This is a genomic window from Halomonas sp. A11-A, assembly GCF_003182195.1.
In the GTDB taxonomy this organism is placed as follows: domain Bacteria; phylum Pseudomonadota; class Gammaproteobacteria; order Pseudomonadales; family Halomonadaceae; genus Halomonas; species Halomonas alkalicola.
The window spans coordinates 103,543-122,840 of the sequence record NZ_QGTM01000002.1 but is presented as its reverse complement, the minus strand read 5'-3'; the positions used below and the strand labels follow the sequence as shown (position 1 = coordinate 122,840).

At 69.3% G+C, this 19,298-nt stretch carries 16 protein-coding genes; 4 read left to right on the top strand and 12 right to left on the bottom strand.

From position 1 onward, the window contains the following. Nucleotides 1–38 precede the first annotated feature (38 nt). The 3 genes from DER72_RS02700 to DER72_RS02690 form a co-directional block, all read right to left on the bottom strand. Nucleotides 39–701, bottom strand: coding sequence for a response regulator transcription factor (locus DER72_RS02700; RefSeq protein WP_110068469.1), 663 nt, complete (start codon nt 699–701; stop codon nt 39–41). A 189-nt stretch (nt 702–890) separates the two neighbouring features. Beyond that, nucleotides 891–2,840, bottom strand: a complete 1,950-nt coding sequence (acs, locus tag DER72_RS02695; RefSeq protein ID WP_110068468.1) for an acetate--CoA ligase — start codon at nt 2,838–2,840, stop codon at nt 891–893. A gap of 173 nt (nt 2,841–3,013) precedes the next feature. Beyond that, nucleotides 3,014–3,574: a SprT-like domain-containing protein gene (locus tag DER72_RS02690; protein ID WP_110068467.1), complete on the bottom strand. Its 561-nt coding sequence runs from the start codon at nt 3,572–3,574 to the stop codon at nt 3,014–3,016. A 72-nt stretch (nt 3,575–3,646) separates the two neighbouring features. On the opposite strand from DER72_RS02690, the gene DER72_RS02685 reads away from it, so the two are divergent. Beyond that, on the top strand, nt 3,647–4,288 hold the full coding sequence (locus DER72_RS02685) for a YecA family protein (protein ID WP_110068466.1): 642 nt from the start codon (nt 3,647–3,649) through the stop codon (nt 4,286–4,288). Between the two features lie 6 nt (nt 4,289–4,294). Here DER72_RS02685 and DER72_RS02680 read toward each other — a convergent pair whose 3' ends face one another. Beyond that, on the bottom strand, nt 4,295–5,416 hold the full coding sequence (locus tag DER72_RS02680) for a phosphatidylserine/phosphatidylglycerophosphate/cardiolipin synthase family protein (RefSeq protein WP_110068465.1): 1,122 nt from the start codon (nt 5,414–5,416) through the stop codon (nt 4,295–4,297). 101 nt (nt 5,417–5,517) lie between these two features. On the opposite strand from DER72_RS02680, the gene plsB reads away from it, so the two are divergent. Then, complete coding sequence (gene plsB, locus DER72_RS02675; protein WP_258306166.1) at nt 5,518–7,971, top strand: glycerol-3-phosphate 1-O-acyltransferase PlsB; 2,454 nt, start codon at nt 5,518–5,520, stop codon at nt 7,969–7,971. Between the two features lie 4 nt (nt 7,972–7,975). Here plsB and DER72_RS02670 read toward each other — a convergent pair whose 3' ends face one another. From DER72_RS02670 to ampD, 6 genes are all read right to left on the bottom strand, one after another. Next, nucleotides 7,976–8,680 carry a class I SAM-dependent methyltransferase gene (locus DER72_RS02670; RefSeq protein ID WP_375153255.1) on the bottom strand — a complete coding sequence of 235 codons (705 nt, stop codon included), beginning with the start codon at nt 8,678–8,680 and terminating at the stop codon, nt 7,976–7,978. A gap of 56 nt (nt 8,681–8,736) precedes the next feature. Further along, on the bottom strand, nt 8,737–9,441 hold the full coding sequence (tsaB, locus tag DER72_RS02665) for a tRNA (adenosine(37)-N6)-threonylcarbamoyltransferase complex dimerization subunit type 1 TsaB (RefSeq protein ID WP_110068464.1): 705 nt from the start codon (nt 9,439–9,441) through the stop codon (nt 8,737–8,739). A 144-nt stretch (nt 9,442–9,585) separates the two neighbouring features. Beyond that, nucleotides 9,586–10,242 (bottom strand): adenylate kinase, encoded by a 657-nt coding sequence (adk, locus tag DER72_RS02660; protein WP_110068463.1) that lies wholly within the window; start codon nt 10,240–10,242, stop codon nt 9,586–9,588. Nucleotides 10,243–10,516: 274 nt separating this feature from the next. Beyond that, nucleotides 10,517–12,505: a pyruvate dehydrogenase complex dihydrolipoyllysine-residue acetyltransferase gene (gene aceF / locus DER72_RS02655; protein ID WP_110068462.1), complete on the bottom strand. Its 1,989-nt coding sequence runs from the start codon at nt 12,503–12,505 to the stop codon at nt 10,517–10,519. Nucleotides 12,506–12,562: 57 nt separating this feature from the next. Continuing rightward, entirely contained in the window at nt 12,563–15,235 is a 2,673-nt protein-coding gene (aceE, locus tag DER72_RS02650; protein WP_110068461.1) for a pyruvate dehydrogenase (acetyl-transferring), homodimeric type, read from the bottom strand. A 315-nt stretch (nt 15,236–15,550) separates the two neighbouring features. After that, a complete protein-coding gene (gene ampD, locus DER72_RS02645; RefSeq protein WP_110068460.1) occupies nt 15,551–16,162 on the bottom strand; it encodes a 1,6-anhydro-N-acetylmuramyl-L-alanine amidase AmpD in 612 nt (203 codons plus the stop codon). A gap of 97 nt (nt 16,163–16,259) precedes the next feature. On the opposite strand from ampD, the gene nadC reads away from it, so the two are divergent. Continuing rightward, the gene (gene nadC / locus DER72_RS02640; RefSeq protein WP_110068459.1) at nt 16,260–17,120 is read left to right on the top strand and encodes a carboxylating nicotinate-nucleotide diphosphorylase; all 861 of its coding nucleotides are present in this window, start codon (nt 16,260–16,262) and stop codon (nt 17,118–17,120) included. 22 nt (nt 17,121–17,142) lie between these two features. On the opposite strand, the gene DER72_RS02635 is transcribed toward nadC, so the two are convergent. Beyond that, nucleotides 17,143–17,682 (bottom strand): GNAT family N-acetyltransferase, encoded by a 540-nt coding sequence (locus DER72_RS02635; protein WP_110068458.1) that lies wholly within the window; start codon nt 17,680–17,682, stop codon nt 17,143–17,145. 101 nt (nt 17,683–17,783) lie between these two features. Between DER72_RS02635 and tsaA the strand changes: the two genes are divergently transcribed. Next, the gene (tsaA, locus tag DER72_RS02630) at nt 17,784–18,506 is read left to right on the top strand and encodes a tRNA (N6-threonylcarbamoyladenosine(37)-N6)-methyltransferase TrmO (RefSeq protein ID WP_110068457.1); all 723 of its coding nucleotides are present in this window, start codon (nt 17,784–17,786) and stop codon (nt 18,504–18,506) included. 68 nt (nt 18,507–18,574) lie between these two features. On the opposite strand, the gene purC is transcribed toward tsaA, so the two are convergent. Then, nucleotides 18,575–19,288: a phosphoribosylaminoimidazolesuccinocarboxamide synthase gene (gene purC / locus DER72_RS02625; protein ID WP_110068456.1), complete on the bottom strand. Its 714-nt coding sequence runs from the start codon at nt 19,286–19,288 to the stop codon at nt 18,575–18,577. Nucleotides 19,289–19,298 lie beyond the last annotated feature (10 nt).

Here is a 19,298-nt window from a genome sequence, read left to right as displayed (position 1 = left end):
TCTGCATTTCCTTCAAGCTTATGCCTTGGCGCCTGGCGTCAGGACTCCACCTTCGGCGGCTCCACCTCGAGCTTCTGGGCGGCGATCACCGCCTGGGTGCGGGAGTGCACGCCGAGCTTGCGCAGGATGGCGGTGACGTGGGCCTTGATGGTGGCCTCGGAGACGCTGAGCTCGTAGGCGATCTGCTTGTTGAGCAGGCCCTCGGTGAGCATGTTGAGCACGCGGAACTGCTGCGGGGTCAGCGAGGCGATCGCCTCGGCGAACTTCGCCTCTTCCTCGTTGGCCTCGCCCATGGCCGCGGCCAGCTCGGCGGGCAGCCACACCTCGCCGTCGAGGATCTCCCCCACCGCCTCGGCGATCAGCTGCAGCGAGGAGGACTTGGGGATGAAGCCGGAGGCGCCGTAGTCGATGGCGCGGCGCACCACATAGGGCTCGTCGCTGCCCGAGACCACCGCCACCGGGATATCCGGGGTCTGGCCGCGCAGCTGGATCAGGCCGGAGAAGCCGTGGGCGCCGGGCATGTGCAGGTCGAGCAGGATCAGGTCGGCATCCGGATGGCGGGTGACCACCTCGGCGGTCGCCTCCATGGTGTCGGACTCGACGATCTCGGCCTGGGGGGCCAGCTGACGCAGCGCCTGGGTGAGGGCTGCGCGGAACAGCGGATGGTCATCGGCGACGATGAATTTCTGGGCAAAGGCCATGGATTCTCCTCCGGTTCCTCTGGCAGCGGGCATCGTCCGCCACTCGGGCTCTTGTATGACTGTGGGGCATGTTACCCCATGGCAGAGCCGATTCCCAAGCGCTCCGGCCACATTGTCGACAACATTGACCAACGGATCAAAAAAGCCGGCCACGAAGGCCGGCTCGACGGTACAGCGCTGGCGCGAAAATCAGCGCACGGCGCGGTTCTCGATCAGGTCATCCACCACGCTCGGGTCGGCCAGGGTGCTGGTATCGCCCAGGCCGTCGCACTCGTTGGCGGCGATCTTGCGCAGGATGCGACGCATGATCTTGCCGGAGCGGGTCTTGGGCAGGCCCGGGGCCCACTGGATGACGTCGGGCGAGGCGATCGGACCGATCTCCTTGCGCACCCACTGGGTCAGCTCCTTCTTGAGCTCGTCGGTGGGCTCCACGTCGCCGGTCAGGGTCACGTAGATGTAGATGCCCTGGCCCTTGATGTCGTGGGGGAAGCCCACCACGGCGGCCTCGGCCACGGCCTCGTGGGCCACCAGCGCCGACTCGATCTCGGCGGTGCCCATGCGGTGGCCGGAGACGTTGATCACGTCGTCGACGCGGCCGGTGATCCAGTAGTAGCCATCCTCGTCGCGGCGGCAGCCGTCGCCGGTGAAGTAGACGCCCTTGTAGGTGGAGAAGTAGGTCTGGATGAAGCGCTCGTGGTCACCCCAGATGGAGCGCGCCTGACCCGGCCAGGAGTCGGTGATCACCAGGTTGCCGTCCACGGCGCCCTCGAGGGTGTTGCCCTCGCTGTCGTAAAGCGCCGGCTGCACGCCGAAGAACGGCAGGGTGGCGGAACCCGGCTTGAGCGGGGTGGCACCGGGCAGCGGCACGATCATGATGCCGCCGGTCTCGGTCTGCCACCAGGTGTCGACGATCGGGCACTTCGAGTTGCCGATCACTCGGTAGAACCACTCCCAGGCCTCGGGGTTGATGGGCTCGCCCACCGAGCCGAGGATGCGCAGGGTGTCGCGCTGGCTGGAGTCCATCACGCTGTCGCCGTGGGCCATCAGGGCGCGGATGGCGGTGGGCGCGGTGTAGAGGATGTTGATCTTGTGCTTGTCGACGATCTCGCCCATGCGGCCATGGGTCGGATAGCTCGGCACGCCCTCGAACATCAGGGTGGTGCCGCCGTTGGCCAGCGGGCCGTAGACGATGTAGCTGTGGCCGGTGACCCAGCCCACGTCGGCGGTGCACCAGTAGATCTCGCCCTCCTGATAGTCGAAGACGTACTGGTGGGTGAGGCTGGCGTAGACCAGGTAGCCGCCGGTGGTGTGCTTGAGGCCCTTGGGCGCGCCGGTGGAGCCGGAGGTGTAGAGGATGAACAGCGGATCCTCGGCGTTCATTTCCTCGGCCGGGCAGTCGGTGGACTGCTTGTCGACCAGGTCGCCGTACCAGACGTCACGCCCTTCGTTCCACTCGATCTCGCCGCCGGTGCGCTTGACCACCAGCACGTTCTGGCACACCTCGGTGCCCTTGCGGGTCAGGGCCGCATCGACGTTGTCCTTGAGCGGCACGTGCTTGCCACCGCGCACGGACTCGTCGGCGGTGATCACCAGCTTGGAGCTGGCACCGATCACGCGCTGGGCCAGGGCATCCGGGGAGAAGCCGCCGAACACCACGGAGTGCACCGCCCCGATGCGGGCACAGGCCAGCATGGCCACGGCGGCCTCGGGGATCATCGGCATGTAGAGGGTGACCACATCGCCCTTGCCGATGCCCAGCTCCTTCAGGGCATTGGCCAGCTGGCAGGTACGCGCGTGCAGCTCGCGGTAGCTGATGTGGGCGGACTCATCGGGGCTGTCGCCTTCCCAGATGATGGCGGTCTGGTCGCCGCGGGTTTCCAGGTGGCGATCGAGGCAGTTGGCGCTGGCGTTGAGGGTGCCGTCCTCGAACCAGCGGATGTCCACGTTGTGCGGATCGAAGCTGGTGTGCTTGATCTTGGTGGGCGCCTTGACCCAGTCGATGCGCTTGGCCTGCTCGGCCCAGAAGGCATCGGGGTCGTCCACGGACTGCTGGTACATCGCCTCGTACTTCGCCTTGTCGGCCCAGGCCTTGGCGGCGATGTCGTCGCGCACCGGATAGACGTTCTGCTGATCGCTCATGGAAGTGCCTCTGTCCTTGGGATGGCCCCGTCAGGTGAGTGATGCCGGGCAACCGTACGTTGGGATTGTGTGGGGACGCCCGACGCCATTTAAGGTGGACTCAGCATACTCTCGCCCGGCGCCACTTCCCCTTAGACATTGGTATGAACAATTTTCTTTTTAAAAACATAATGTTAGACGGCACTTTCAAACACCTCCAGGCCAAGATAGACCAAGGTCTGAGCGCAGTGGCGGCAGCGATAACGCTGCCCCTGCCGGGCCAGCGCATGGCGACGAGCGCTGAAGGCATGCTCGCGGCAGTCGCAGGCGTAGCGGTGGGGCGCCGGGCTCGCCCGGCCGGTATCGAAGCGGTGGGTAGTGCGGGGCGCCAGGCCGAACAGCTCGCGCATCACCGTCTGCCACTCGCGGCCGTGGGGGCGTACCCGGGGGCCATCTTCCAGGTGGTGAACGAGCCAGTGAGCCATCTCGTGGGGCACCACCTCGACCAGGAAGTCGAGGCGGTTCTCGGCATAGAGCACCGGATTGAAGCGCAGGCCGCCGCGGCCGAAGTGGGCCTGGCCGGCACACTTGCCCCGCAGGTCGCACCATACCGCCGGGCGCGGCAGCGTCGGATGCACCTCGCGACAGAGCCGCCAGGCGGCGTCCACCCGCGCGTGCAGGGCAGCCAGCAGCGCCTCGCGGTCGAGGGCCGCGAGGCGGTCGAGATCGGGGGTGGGCAGCGCGGGTCGTTTCATGGGGTGCTAGAATGGCCTCTCGCCCGCCAGGCGTAAAGCGCCCTTCCTGCCCTCCTGTCCGTGAGAGTGACGATGTCCGACACCCCCCAGCCCGAACCCCTGCTCGACGATGCCGAGCTCGACCGTCTGGATGACTTCCTGGCCTCCGAGCGGGTCGGCGAGGATGCCCTGGACCTGATCGGCAGCCATGGCTTCCTGGTGGCCCTGGCGGTGGCGCCCTGCGAGGCGGACCCGGCCGCCTGGGTGGCGGAGCTGTTCCAGGGCGAACCGGAGTTCCATGACGCCAGCGAGCGCGAGGAGATCCTCGGCCTGCTCGACCGGCTGCGCCGCAACGCCATCGCCGCCCTGGAGCAGGGGCTCCTGCCGGAGCTACCCTTCGAACTCACCCTGGACGACCTGCCCGCGGAGGAGACCCCCATCGGTGACTGGTGCGCCGGCTTCATGGAGGGGGTCTTCCTGGACGAGGCCGCCTGGTTCGAGGAGGACGAGGAGGCCGCCGCCACCCTGCTGCTGCCCTTCATGGCCCTCTCGGGGCTCTTCGACGACGAGCCCGACATGGCCGAGTTCATCGGCGACGGCTCCCGCCTGGAGGCGCTGGTGCGCCAGCTCCCCGAGCTGGTGCTGGACCTCTACCTGCACTACCGGGTGCCGCCGGAGACCCCCAAGCCGACGCCGCGCAAGAAGAAGCCCGCCGGCAAGGGGCGCCGGCGATAGCGAACGCTACCGCAGCCGCGTCAGCATGCCGTCCAGGCTGCCGAACAGCCACTCCTTGAGTCGCTGCCAGCGCGGGCGCCGGGACCAGGCCTCGCGGTCGATCTCGTGGCTGGCGGCGAAGTTGCGCTCGAACAGCTCGGCCACCTCGGTCGCGAGGCGCCGGTCGGCCACCTCCTGATTGGCCTCCAGGTTCCAGTGCAGGCTCCAGTGGTCGAAGTTGCAGGAGCCGAGGCTGACCCAGTCGTCGGCCAGCGAGAACTTGGCGTGGATGAAGGTGGGCTGGAACTCGTGGATGCGCACCCCGGCCCGAAGCAGACGGCCGTAGAAGCGCTGGCCGGCGTAGCGCACCCCGGGATGGTCATGGGACTCACCGGGCAGCAGCAGGCGCACGTCAACGCCGCGGCGTGCCGCCCGGGCCAGGCGCAGGCGCAGGCTGAAGGTGGGCACGAAGTAGGGGGTGCAGATCCAGATGCGCTTGCGTGCCCCGGAGACCTGCCGATAGAGCGAATGGCGGATCGCCTGGTAGCGATAGCCCTGCCCCCACACCACCCGCCCGGTCATGCCCCGGTAGCCCTCTGCCTGGCGGGTCTCGGTCACCAGCCCATGCACCAGTCCCGTGGCCCCGCTGCCCCGGGTCAGCGGCGAGTCCCACAGCCGGCAGAAGAGCCGCACCCAGTCGGCCACCACCGGTCCCTCGATGCGCAGGGCCACCTCGTACCAGGCGTCGAGGAACTCGTCCACGGCGCCGAAGCCGCCGGTGAAGGCGATCCGGCCATCCACCACCACCAGCTTGCGATGGTCCCGGGTCAGGTTGCGGGCCAAGGAGTGGAAGCCCAGCGGGTTGAAGAAGCGCAGCGCCACGCCGCCCGCCTCCAGGCGCCCGCGATCCTCGCTGGCGAGCCCCATGGCGCCGTAGCCATCCAGCAGCAGCAGCACCGTGACGCCGCGCTCGGAGGCCTTCACCAGGGCGCCGATCAGCGCCGAGGCCAGCCGCCCCGACTCCATCAGGTAGAGCTCGATCAGGATCGACGACTCGGCGCGCTCCAGCGCCTCGAACATGGCCGGCAGGAAACGGCTGGCCTCGGGCAGCAGCTCGAAGTGGTTGCCGTCTCTCCAGATCCCGTGCATGGCAGACTCCCTGTCCTGGGGCGCAGGCCTGACCCGAGGCCTTCCCGGAGACTATACTGGCCTTTTCTTCCCCTTTCCTGCGTCGGGGCAAACGGATGGCCTTGCGTCACCAACTCACCACTCCCCTGCGCGCGCTGATGACCCGGCTGCTCGCCGCCTGGGTCCGGCCGCGCCTGATCGAGCCCGCCCCGGACGCGCTGGCGCTCGAGCCGAACCTGCCGGTGGTCTACGTGCTGCCGCGCCCGGCCGCAAGTAATGCCTGGCTGCTGGCCTCGCTGACCCGTCGGCATGGGCTGCCCCTCGCGGCAGGTCGGCGGCGGGTCGGCGAGGTGACGCTGCCCGCCTGCCTCGCCCTGCCGGCACAGCGCCGTCGCCTGTGGCGGCGTCAGTCGCGCCCCGAGGCCCCCTTCCGGGCGCTGATCGAGCAGCGCCTGAAGGATGCCGGACGCGAGGTCCAGCTGGTGCCGGTGAGCGTCTTCTGGGGGCGCGCCCCGGGCAAGCGCTTCGGCTTCTGGCGGATGGTCGCGGCCGACAGCTGGCAGCTCACCGGTCGCCTGCGCCGCCTGCTCTCGATGCTGGTCAATCGCCGCAGCGTGGAGGTCCACTTCGGCGCCCCGCTGCGCCTGGGCGACCTGATCGACCCCGCCCGGCCTGACGCCGATCCGACCAATCGCAAGGCGGCGCGGCTGCTGCGGGTGCACTTCCGCCGGGTGCGCACCCGGGTGCTGGGCCCCGACCTCTCCCACCGCCGCACCCTGATCGAGGGGGTGGCCAGGAGCCCGGAGGTGCGCGAGGTGATCGAGGCGCTGGCCGCCGAGGGGCGCCCCTCGGCACATCGCCTGCAGCGTCGCGCCCTGCGCTACGGCCGCGAGATCGCCTCCAACATGACCTACCCGGTGCTGCGCTTCATGGACGGCCTGCTGCGCCGACTGTGGAACCGGCTCTACGATGGCGTCGACGTGCGCGGCCTGGAGCGGGTCAAGGCGCTGGCCGGCGACCATACCCTGGTCTATGTGCCCTGCCACCGCAGCCACATCGACTACCTGCTGCTCTCCTACGTGCTCTACCACGATGGCCTGATGCCGCCCCATATCGCCGCCGGACGCAACCTCGACATGCCGCTGGTCGGCCCACTGCTGCGCCGCGGCGGGGCCTTCTTCCTGCGCCGCAGCTTCCGCGACAACCGCCTCTACGGCGCGGTATTCAACGAGTATCTGCACCGGCTGATCGCGCGGGGCCACCCGCTGGAGTACTTCATCGAGGGCGGCCGTTCGCGCAGCGGGCGCATGCTGCCGGCGCGGCCCGGTATGCTGGCCATGACCCTGCGCTCCTTCCTGCGCAGCGCCGCCGGCGGCCATTACCAGCCGCTGGCCTTCATTCCCGTGCACATCGGCTACGAGCGGATCATCGAGAACGCCAGCTACCAGCGCGAGCTGCGCGGCGGCAGGAAGCGCAAGGAGAGCCCGCTGGCCCTGCTGCGGGTGCTGGGCCAGCTGCGCCAGCCCTTCGGCCGGGTCTCGGTCAACGTGGGCGAGCCGCTGCTGCTGGCCGACTTCCTGGATGGCGAGCTGGGCCGCGGCTGGCGAGCGGCCCGGGAGACGCGTCCGCAGTGGCTGGGCGAGGTGGTGCCCAGGCTGGGCGAGAGCCTCTGCCGGCGCATCAACGCCGCCGCCGCCCTCAACCCCGTCAACCTGGTGGCCCTGGCGCTGCTGGCCACGCCCCACCACGCCATCGAGGCGCGGCTGCTGGAGCGCCAGCTCGGCCTGCTCGCCGAGCTGCAGCGCCGACTGCCCGGCGCCACCCATGCCAGACTGCCGCCGGGCACCCCGGCGGAGTGGATCGACCAGGCCATGGCGCTGGGCATGGTGCAGCGCCGCGAGCACCCGCTGGGCGACATCGTGCTGGCCGACGCCTCCCAGGCCGCCCTGCTGGGCTGGTATCGCAACAACGTGCTGCACCTTTTCGCCCTCGGCGGGCTCACCGCCTTCGCCTTCCGCCACCAGCCGACCCACGACCTGGATGCGCTGGAGGGGTTGCTCGCCCCCGGCTGGCCGATCCTGGCCCGGGAGCTGATGGTGGCGCCTCCCGCCTCCCTGCGCGAGGCGCTGTCGGCGATGCTTGAGGTGCTGGGCGAACTGGGGTTGCTGGAGCGCAGCGACAAGGGATGGCGGCGCCCCGACGAGCCGCTGGAGGCCGGCGAGTGCCTCGACCTGTTGGGTCAGCTGATGCAGCCTTCGCTGGAGCGCGGTTACCTGCTGCTCGCGGTGCTGCTCGACGCCGGCCCCGGCCGCCTCACCGCCGAGGCGCTGGCCGGCCAGGGCCGCCAGCTGGCCGAGCGCCTGGCCCTGCTCTCGGGACGCGACGCCCCGGAGTTCTTCGATACGCGGCTGTTCGTGAGCCTGGTGGAGAGCCTGGAGCAGGAGGCGTGGCTGTGGCGCGACGCCGAGGAGCGGCTGGTCTACGACGACCGACTCTGCGAGGCCGCCCGCCACTCCCGCCGGCTGTTCGACCCCACCCTCCGCCATCGACTGCAGCTGGTGACGCGCCAGGCCTGATGGCTCAGCCCGCCTTGAGCGCCCGGTGCACGTAGAGGTCGTAGCGGCTGGTCTTGCCCTCGATCACGTGACGCGGGGCCGGCCCCGCGATGGGCGGCGCCTTGCGCGGGCGCTTGACCACCACCCGGTGGGTGGCCACGTCCAGGGCTGCCTCCAGCAGGCGCGGGGCGTCCGCGTCGTCACCGGCCAGGGTGCGGAACAGCCGCATCTCCTTCTTGACCAGCGCCGACTTGTCGCGATGGGGGAACATCGGGTCGAGGTGGATCACCTGGGGCGCGACGTCCGACCCGGCCACCAGGGCCGCGAGCGCGGCGGCCGCATCGCCATGCACCAGGCGCATGCGCGCGGCGATCTCGGCGGTCTCGGCGTCCGCCCGGGCGCGGGCCAGGCCGTCCTCGAGCAGGGCGAAGATCGCCGCCACCCGCTCCACCAGCAGCACCGGCGCGCCGAGGCTCGCCAGCACGAAGGCATCGCGCCCCAGGCCCGCCGTGGCGTCCACCACCGAGGGGGTCACCCCCTGGGAGAACCCGCAGGCCCGGGCGATGAGCTGGCCGCGCCCGCCGCCGAAGCGACGTCGATGGGCCGCCTTCCCGGAGGTGAACTCCACCGCCAGCGGATGACCGTAGCGCTTCTCGTCGCCGGCCAGCACCAGGCGACCGTCGCGCCGCTCGAGATGAAGCTCGGCCTCGCCCTCGACGGGCAGCCCCAGGCGCTCGGCCAGGGCGGCCAGCGCCTCGCCACGCACCGCCACCGGCGGCAGCGCGCTCACCTGGCCTTCTTCCAGGCCACCTCGTTGCGCAGGTAGACCGGCTGCACCAGGTGGGCCGGCTGCCCGCCCCCCGCCTCCAGCTCGGCCATGGCCAGCAGCGCCATCTCCTCGGCAGCGGCCTCGGCCTCAGGCAGGCGCTGGCTCATCCCCGCCTGCACCTCGACGGGCATCTGCTCCCAGAGGCCCCAGCCGGAGCCGATGCCGACCCAGTCGTGGTCGTCGTGACCAGCCGGCAGGCGCAGCCGCTCAGGAGGCATCACGGCCTCCTCGAGGAGGGGCTCCGGCAGGCCGTCGCGGCACTGCCAGGCGGCCACGTAGATCTCGCCCATGCGCGCATCCAGGGCGGTGACCAGCCAGCGGAAGTGATGGCGACGGTGAGCGCCCAGCGCCAGGGCCGCCAGGGTGGAGACCCCGATCAGAGGCCGATCGAGCCCGTAGGCGAGCCCCTGGGCGGCCCCGGCGGCGATGCGCAGGCCGGTGAAGGAGCCGGGGCCGCGGCCGTAGGCCACCGCGTCCAGCGCCGAGGGGGCAATGCCGGCCTCGGCCAGCACCTCATCGACCATGGGCAGCAGGCGCCGGGTATGCTCGCGTGGCGTCAACTCGAAGCGGGAGAGCAGTTCGTCCTCGGCGCCCGCGCGGCGGCGCAGCAGGGCGGCCGAGCAGGCGCTCGAGGAGGCATCCAGGGCCAGCAGGATCGACATGGCAGCACCATCGCAGGGGAGAAAGGTGGCGAACATTATACGCGCCGGGGCCACAAACGACGATGGCCCGCCGTGGCGGGCCATACAGATTGCAGCCTTCTACACAGGGGCGCCGGGAAAGCCCCGCGCCGACAGCAGGGTTGATCAGCCCTCGAGGGCCTTGAGCACCTGCCCCTTGATATCGTCGACGCTGCCGACGCCTTCCACCCGGTGGTAGGTCGGGGCGAGCTCCGGCGCCTGCTCGGCCCAGGCCTGATAGTAGTCGACCAGCGGGGCGGTCTGCTCGTGGTAGACCGCCAGGCGGTTGCGCACGGTGGACTCGCGGTCGTCGTCGCGCTGGATCAGCGCCTCGCCGGTGACGTCATCCTTGCCCTCTTCCTTCGGCGGATTGTACTCGACGTGGTAGACGCGGCCGGAGCCCGGGTGCACGCGGCGGCCGGCCAGGCGCTTGACGATCTCCTCGTCCTCCACGGCGATCTCCAGCACGTGGTCCAGCTTGACGCCGGCCTCCTTCATGGCATCGGCCTGGGGAAGGGTGCGCGGGAAACCGTCGAAGAGGAAGCCGTTCTCACAGTCGGGCTGCGCGATCCGCTCCTTCACCAGGGCGATGATGACGTCGTCGGACACCAGGCCACCGCTGGTCATGATCTCCTTGACCTTGACCCCCAGCTCGCTGCCCTCCTTGACCGCGGCGCGCAGCATGTCGCCGGTGGAGATCTGCGGAATATTGAAGCGCTCGCAGATGAACTGGGCCTGGGTGCCCTTGCCGGCACCCGGGGCGCCCAACAGGATCAAACGCATGTTGTTGTCCTCAATTACAAGTGGCTGTCAGTAGTGAAGAAATGGTTGGAGGGGAACGATAACCGCGGCCCGGGTCGGGCACAAGCGCCACCCCCTGGCGCGCCCCGGCCTTCACCCGGAAAATCGTTGAAGATCAACCGCCTCGGGCCGAATAGCACTTTGGTCTGGCGACCCCTGCACCGCGTCCGCCAGGCCCGTGCGCGCCCAAAGGACGACGGCGCCCGAGGGCGCCGTCGTCAGGTGGCCGAAGCCTCCGGGCAGGGCCCGGCCGGGGTCACAGCAGCAGGCGACGGATATCGCTCAGCAGCTGGGCCAGCAGCGCGGTGAAGCGCGCCGCGTCGGCCCCGTTGACCGCCCGGTGGTCGTAGGAGAGCGACAGCGGCATCATCAGCCGCGGCTCGAAGGCCTTGCCGTCCCACACCGGCTTCATCGACGCCTTGGAGACGCCGAGAATGGCGACCTCCGGGGCGTTGACGATGGGGGTGAAGGCGGTGCCGCCGATGGAGCCCAGGCTCGAGATGGTGAAGCAGCCACCGGTCATCTCCTCGCGCTTGAGCTTCTTGGTCTGCGCCTTCTTGGCCAGCTCCACCGACTCCTTGGCCAGGTCGATCAGCGACTTTTTATCGGCATCGCGGATCACCGGCACCATCAGGCCGTCCGGCGTGTCCACGGCGATGCCGATGTGCACGTACTTCTTGTGCACCAGGGTCTCACCGTCGCTCTTCAGGCTGACGTTGAACTGCGGGTACTGGCGCAGGGCGAAGGCGCACGCCTTGATCAGGAAGGGCAACGGCGTGAGCTTGGCGCCCTGGGCCTCTGCCTCGGCCTTCATGGACTTGCGGAAGGCCTCCAGCTCGGTGATGTCCGCCTCGTCGAACTGGGTGACGTGGGGCAGGTTGACCCAGCTGCGGTGCAGGTTGGTGGCGCCCATCTTCATCAGGCGGCCCATGGGCTTCTCTTCCACCTCGCCGAACTGGCTGAAGTCCTGGTCCGGAATCGGCGGAATCCCGCTGCCCGCGGCCGCCGGCGCGGCGGCCTGGGCCTTGCCCTGGCTGGCCATCACCTGCTTGACGTAGGCGTGGACGTCCTCCTTGAGCACCCGCTCCTTCGGGCCGCTGGGCCTGACCAGACCGAGGTCGACGCCGAGCTCCCGGGCCAGCATGCGCACCGCCGGGCCGGCGTGGACCAGCTTGGCGTCGCGGGGCTTGTGGGCGGCCATCTGGGCCTCGGGGCTCGGCGTGCCGGCCGGGGTCGGCGCGGGCTTGTCGGCCCTGGGCGTCTCGGCCCTTGACGGCTCCTTGGCCGGCGCCTTGGGTGCCGGCTTGCTCCCCGCCACCTCCATGTAGCCGATCAGGTCACCCTCGGAGACGGTGTCGCCCTCCTTGACGGTGAGCTCGAGCAGCCTGCCCTTGAAGGGGCTCGGCACGTCCATGGAGGCCTTGTCGGACTCCAGGGTGATCAGCGGATCTTCCTCGTTGACCTCGTCGCCGGCGGCGACGGCGATCTCGATGATCGGCACGTCACTGGTGCCGGAGAGGTCCGGGACGCGGATCTCGCGGCGCTCGGGCTCGCCGGAGGCGGCCTCTTCCTGCTCGGCGGCAGGCTCGGGCTCGGGCGCGGCAGGCTCGGGCTCGGCGGGGGCCGGCTCGGAGTTTCCTCCCTCGCCGGCGATCTCCATGGTGCCGATGACGTCGCCCTCGGAGACGGTATCGCCCTCCTTCACCGTCAGCGACACCAGCCGGCCGGCGTGGGGGCTCGGCACGTCCATGGAGGCCTTGTCGGACTCCAGGGTGATCAGGGTCGCCTCTTCCTCGACCTCGTCGCCCTCGGCCACGGCCACCTCGATGATCTCCACGTTGTCGGAGCCACCCAGGTCGGGCACCTTGATCTCCACCGTGCGCTTGCCGCCACCGCTGGCCTTGGCCGCGGGCGTCTGGGCGGCGGGCTCGGCGGCCTTCTCGGGGGCAGGCTCGGCCTTCGCCGGGGCCTCGCTCTCGCCACCGCCGCTCTGGCCACCGCCGGCACCCTCGACCTCCAGCTCGACGATCTCGTCGCCTTCGGAGACGGTGTCGCCCTCCTTCACCAGCACCCGGATGACCTTGCCGCCCTTGGGCGAGGGCACATCCATGCTGGCCTTGTCGGACTCCAGGGTGATCAGGGTGTCCTCGGCGGCGATCACGTCACCTTCGGACACCGCGATCTCGATGATTTCGACATCCTCGCTGCCGCCGATGTCGGGAACTTTGATGATTTCGCTACTCAAGGTCGCGCTCCTTCAAACTCGTGCCTGGGGCGGGCCCGCGGGCCCGCCGCTCGCGGATCAGTCGGTCAGCGGATTGGGCTTGGACGGGTCAATGCCGTACTTCTTCAGGGCCTCGCCCACCACCTTGCGATCCAGTTCGCCACGCTCGGCCAGCGCCTTGAGGGCCGCCACGGTCACGAAGAAGCGATCGACCTCGAAGAAGTGGCGCAGCTTCTGGCGGGTATCGGAGCGGCCGTAGCCGTCGGTGCCCAGCACGTGGTAGTCGGTCGGCACCCAGGCACGCACCTGATCGGCGAACAGGCGCATGTAGTCGGTAGAGGCGATGGCAGGCCCGGTGCGCCCTTCCAGGCAGCGGGTCACGTGGGGCTTGCCCGGCTCCGCCTCGGGGTTGAGGAAGGCCTCGCGGTCCAGCGACAGCGCCTCGCGGCGCAGCTCGTTGAAGCTGGTCACGCTCCAGATATCGGCGCCCACGCCCCAGTCGTCGCGCAGCAGCTCGGCGGCGGCCTCGACCTCGCGCAGGATGGTGCCGGAGCCCAGCAGCTGGACGCGGCCCTTGTCACCCTCGGTCTCGCGCAGCAGGTACATGCCCTTGACGATGTCGTCGACGGGGACCTCGGCGAGCTCGGGGTGCTCGTAGTTCTCGTTCATCACCGTCAGGTAGTAGAAGCAGTTCTCCTTGTCGGCGAACATGCGCTTCAGGCCATCCTGGACGATCACCGCCACCTCGTGGGCATAGGTCGGGTCGTAGCTGCGGCAGTTGGGGATGGTGGAGGCCTGCAGATGGCTGTGGCCGTCCTGGTGCTGCAGCCCCTCGCCGTTGAGCGTGGTGCGTCCGGCGGTGCCGCCGACCAGGAAGCCGCGTGCCTGCAGGTCGCCGGCCGCCCAGGCCAGGTCGCCGATGCGCTGGAAACCGAACATCGAGTAGTAGATGTAAAAGGGCAGCAGCGGCAGGTTGTGGTTGCTGTAGGAGGTGGCCGCGGCGATCCACGCCGACATGGCGCCGGCCTCCGTGATGCCCTCCTCGAGGATCTGGCCCTTCTTGTCCTCGCGGTAGAACATGATCTGGCCCTTGTCCTGGGGCTCGTACTTCTGGCCTTCGGAGGTGTAGATACCGAGCTGGCGGAACATCCCCTCCATGCCGAAGGTACGCGCCTCGTCAGGCACGATGGGCACCACCTGCTTGCCGATCTGCTTGTCCTTCACCAGGCCGTTGAGGACACGTACGAAGGCCATGGTGGTGGAGACTTCACGCCCCTTGGAGCCACCCATCTGGGAGGCGAAGGTCTTGTCCTCCAGGGCGGGGATCGGCAGGGCCTCGAAGTCGCTGCGGCGCTGCGGCAGGTAGCCGCCCAGGCGCTCGCGCTGGAGGTGCATGTAGCGCAGCTCCGGGGAGTCATCGGCCGGCTTGTAGTAGGGGACTTCCTTGAGCTGCTCGTCGGTGAGCGGAATGCCGAAGCGGTCGCGGAATTTCTTCAGCGCCTCGAGCTCCATGCTCTTGACCTGGTGCGCCTCGTTGGCCGCCTCGCCGTCGCCGCTGCCCATGCCGTAGCCCTTGACGGTGTGCGCCAGGATCACGGTGGGTCGACCATTGGCGTTCTGGGTGGCCTGGTGGTAGGCCGCATAGACCTTGAACGGGTCGTGGCCGCCACGGTTGAGCTTCCAGATGTCCTCGTCGGACATGTCCTTGACCATCTCGGCGGTCTCGGGGTACTTGCCGAAGAAGTGCTTGCGGGTATAGGCGCCGTCGTTGGCCTTGTAGTTCTGGTACTCACCGTCGACCGACTCGTCCATGATCTTCTGCAGCACGCCCTTCTTGTCCTTCTCGAAGAGCGGATCCCACAGCCGACCCCAGACCACCTTGAGCACGTTCCAACCGGCGCCGCGGAAGACGCCCTCGAGCTCGTCCATGATCCGCGAGTTGCCGCGCACCGGGCCGTCGAGGCGCTGCAGGTTGCAGTTGATGACGAAGATCAGGTTGTCGAGCTTCTCGCGGCTGGCCAGATGGATGGCGCCGAGGGACTCGGGCTCGTCGCACTCGCCGTCGCCCATGAAGCACCAGATCTTGCGATCGTGCATGTCCTTCATTTCACGTGAGTGCAGGTACTTCATCACGTGTGCCTGGTAGATGGCCTGGATCGGCCCGAGGCCCATGGAGACGGTGGGGAACTGCCAGAAGTCCGGCATCAGCCAGGGGTGCGGATAGGACGACAGGCCGTCGCCGTCCACCTCCTGGCGATACTTGTCCATCTGCTCCTCGGTCAGGCGGCCTTCCAGATAGGCGCGGGCGTAGATGCCCGGTGCCACGTGACCCTGGATATAGACCAGGTCACCCTCGAAGTCGCCGTTGGGGGCGCGGAAGAAGTGGTTGAAGCCGACGTCATAGAGGGTCGCCGCCGACATGAAGCTGGCGATATGACCGCCCAGCCCCGGGTTGGCGCGGTTGTTGCGGATCACCTGGGCGATGGCGTTGTAGCGGATCAGGGAGCGGATCTTGCGCTCCATGAACAGATCCCCCGGCATCGGCGCCTCGCGGTGCACCGGAATGGTGTTGCGGTGGGGCGTGGTTGCCGAGAAGGGAGCCTGGGTCCCGTCGCGGCGCAGGCGATCCGCCAGGCGGGTCAGCAGGAACCGGGCGCGTTCCTCGCCCTCGCGATCCAGCACCGACTCCAGGGATTCCAGCCACTCCGTGGTCTCGACCGGATCGAGATCCTCTCTTGCCTCCAGACTCATATGACGTCTCTCCAAATGACGATAGGGTGTCGTGCGCCCCGCAATACGGCGATCGCGACGGCCTCTCTTCTGGAGAGGCGCATCCACCGTGCGCAGGGATTTGTGTAGTAGTTTTACAAGACGACGCGATCGATCTGCCGTTGGTAGCCGAAAGATACCGCAAACACCCGCGAGTGCCAATTAGCGATTAAATGGAAACTTATTCCATAGACTCGACATTGCACCGCAGCACAAGGGCTTGCCGCACTCTACGCGACGCCACCCCGGGCAATAACAGCCACTTGTAGCCGAACTACCGTTTGATTGTCGACACTCTCAAAAAGGGTCGACGCTTGCGGAGCGAGAGGCGAAATGTTCGTTGCTTTCCGTGCATTGCAGTGCCAACCGCTGCCGGAAGAAGGCCCAGTCGAAGGCCGGACCGGGGTCGGACTTGCGCAGGGGCGCCACCCGGGCGTGGCCGGTGATGCGGGTCTCGTCCAGCGCCGGATAGGCGGCCAGGAGCTCGGCCACGACCCGCGCCAGGGCGCGATACTGGGCCAGGGCGTAGGGCGAGACCTCGTCGCCCTCGAGCTCGATGCCGATGGCGAAGTCGTTGAGCGCCGTGCGTTCCCGCTCGCCGTCGCGCCAGCGGGAGCGCCCGGCGTGCCAGGCGCGGCGATCGAAGGGCACGAACTGGACGCACTCGCCGTCGCGGCGAATCAGCAGGTGGGCGGAGACCCGCAGTTGGTGGATCTCGGCGAAGAAGGGGTGGGCAGCGGGGTCCAGGCGGTTGGTGAAGAGGCGCTCGATATGCTCGCCGCCGAACTCGCCGGGCGGCAGGCTGATGGAGTGGAGCAGAAGCAGCGACACCTCACCGTCGGGTCGCTCATCGCAGTTGGGTGACGGCACCCGCCGCGCGCCCTCAAGCCATCCCCGTGTGATCGGCATTGCTCTCCCCTGACGTGATCGGCATGGATTCCCTATAATGGACGCCTCCGCTCACCTCGGCCACCCCGCGCCGGCTGCCACCCCAAGAGTGCCCCGCATGGACTACCAGGACGCCCTGCCCTACCACGACACGCTCAGCGACGAGATCCGCGACGCCGCCGCCCGCCTGCTGGCCGAGGACGTCGGTTCCGGCGACATCACCGCCCGACTGATCCCCGCCGAGGCGACGGCGCGGGCCCGGGTGATCACCCGCGAGGCCTGCGTGCTGTGCGGCGTGGCCTGGGTCGAGTCGCTGTTCGCCCGACTCGACCCTGCCGTGACGCTTCGCTGGGGCGCCGCCGATGGCGACCGCCTCGAGGCCGGCCAGGCCTTCCTGGAGCTCGAGGGCCCTGCCCGCAGCCTGCTGACCGGCGAGCGTGCGGCGCTGAACCTGCTGCAGACCCTCTCCGCCACCGCCACCCGCACACGCCACTGCGTGGATCTGATCGCGGGCACCGGCGTGCGCCTGCTCGACACCCGCAAGACCCTGCCGGGGATGCGCCTGGCCCAGAAGTACGCGGTGACCTGCGGCGGCGGCCACAACCACCGCATCGGCCTGTGGGATGCCTTCCTGATCAAGGAGAACCATATCGCCGCCTGCGGCGGCATCGAGGCGGCCGTCCGCGAGGCACGCGACATCGCGCCCGAGGCGCCGGTGGAGATGGAGGTGGAGACCTTCGAGGAGCTGGAGCAGGCGCTGGCGGCGGGGGCCGATATCATCATGCTGGACAATTTCAGCCTCGACGAGATGCGCGAGGCGGTCCGGCGCACCGCCGGGCGGGCGACCCTGGAGGCCTCGGGCAACGTCGACGAGAGCACCCTGCTCGCCATCGCCGAGACCGGCGTGGACTGCATCTCCAGCGGCGCCCTTACCAAGGACGTCAAGGCCATCGACCTCTCGATGCGGATCATCGACTGACGCCAGGCGGCGAACGCGAGGCTCAGGTCTCCACGGCGGCGAGGGGCTTCTCCAGTATCCTGCGGCAGAGCCGCTCGCCGCCGCGCTCCACCCACTCCTCGCCCACCTCCTGCCAGCCGCGTCGCACCAGACGCTCCGTCAGCACCAGGCTCGCCTCGATCCGGGCCCGCGCATGGCCCTGCTCCATCAGCAGGCGCTCGGCATGAATCAGCAGGGTGGAGCCGATGCCGCGGCGGGCGAGCGACGGCCAGACGTAGAGCGTCTCGATGCGACCCCGCGGCAGGTCCAGCTCCAGGAACCCCACGCAGCGGCCATCGCACTCGGCCACCAGGGTGGTAAAGAGCGCCTGGCGCGCCGCCCAGGCGCTGGCATCCCGCGGCAGGGCCGATGCCCAGGCCTCGCGTTCGGCGACGCTGTAGTGGGCCATGGCGCCCTGCATCACGGCGTGATGGAAGACCTCGGCCTGGTCGGCGGCATCACGGGAAAGGGCCTGGCGGTAGCGTATGCGCGGCCCCCGGGGCGGGGCCGTGGCGGCCGTCGGGGCACTGGCGATCTGGCTCATGGCGATCCTGTCGAAACCTGGCTGTTGCGGGGAGACTACACAAGCCGGCCCCGGGCGCCAATCCCCTCGCCGCCGGCGCCGGCGCCGGGCATAATCCGCCCATGAGCGAACTCCCCCTCCCCGACGCCGTCACGCTGTCGCCGATCGGCGTCATCGAGAGCGACTACCCCGACAAGTTCGGCATTCCCCGCCAGCCGGGCCTCGCGCCGGCGGCCCGGGCCAGCCTGGTGCTGGTGCCCCCCTTCGACGACCCGCTCGCGGTGCGTGGCCTCGAGGCCTTCAGCCACCTGTGGCTCACCTTCGTCTTTCACGAGAGTCCCGAGCGCTGGACGCCGCTGGTGCGCCCGCCGCGCCTCGGCGGCAACGCCAGGGTGGGGGTCTTCGCGAGCCGCAGCACCCATCGCCCCAATCGCCTGGGCCTGTCGCTGGTGGAGCTCCTCGCGATCGACACCCGCCGCGGCGTGCGCCTGACCCTGGCCGGCGCCGACCTGGTCAGCGGCACGCCGGTGCTCGATATCAAGCCCTACCTGCCCTGGGCGGAGTCTCGCCCCGAGGCCCGCGCCGGCTTCGCCCCCGAGGCCCCGCCACAGCTGGCGGTGGCGTTCAACGACGAGGCAGCCGCGACCTTGGCCGAACGCCCCGACGGTGACTCCCTGCGCGAGCTGATCATCCAGCTGCTGGCCCAGGATCCGCGCCCCGCCTACCGCAAGGGCGCCGAGGCGCGCACCTATGGCGTGCGCCTGCGCGACGTGGACGTGCGGTTCCGCGCCCTCGCCGCCGGCGAGAGCACCCGCATGGAGGTGGTGGCGATCGTGGCGGCTTGAGCGCGGCACCAGACACGACGAAGGGCCCCGAGGGGCCCTTCGTCGTTCAGGCGGCAGCCGCCGAGCGATCAGTCGAACTCGACGCCGATGCGGCGGCTGACCTCCTCGTAAGCCTCGATGACGCCGCCGAGCCCCTGGCGGAAGCGATCCTTGTCGAGCTTCTCGCGGGTCTTGGCATCCCACAGCCGGCAGCCGTCCGGGGAGAACTCGTCGCCCAGCACGATCTGCCCCTCGAAGAGGCCGAACTCCAGCTTGTAGTCCACCAGCAGCAGGCCGCCGTCGGCGAACAGCGCCTTGAGCACCTCGTTGACCCTGAAGGTCAGCGCCTTCATCTCGGCCAGCTGCTCGGGCGTGGCCCAGCCGAAGGTCTCGGCCAGGGACTCGTTGATCATCGGGTCGTGCAGGGCGTCGTTCTTCAGGAACAGCTCGAAGGTGGGCGGGGTGAGCGCCTGCCCCTCGTTGACCCCCAGGCGCTTGACCAGGCCACCGGCGGCGATGTTGCGCACCACGCACTCCACCGGAATCATCTTCAGCGACTTGACCAGGCTCTCGGTGGCGGAGAGGCGCTTCTCGAAGTGGGTGGGCACGCCGGCCGCCGCCAGCTTCTCCATGATGAAGGCATTGAAGCAGTTGTTGACCATGCCCTTGCGCGCCAGCGACTCCATGCGCTCGCCGTCGAAGGCGCTGGTGTCATCGCGGAATTGCAGGATCACCCGGGAAGGGTCATCGGTGGCGAAGACCGACTTGGCCTTGCCGGCATAGAGTTCTTGACGCTTTTCCATGGAAGCCTCC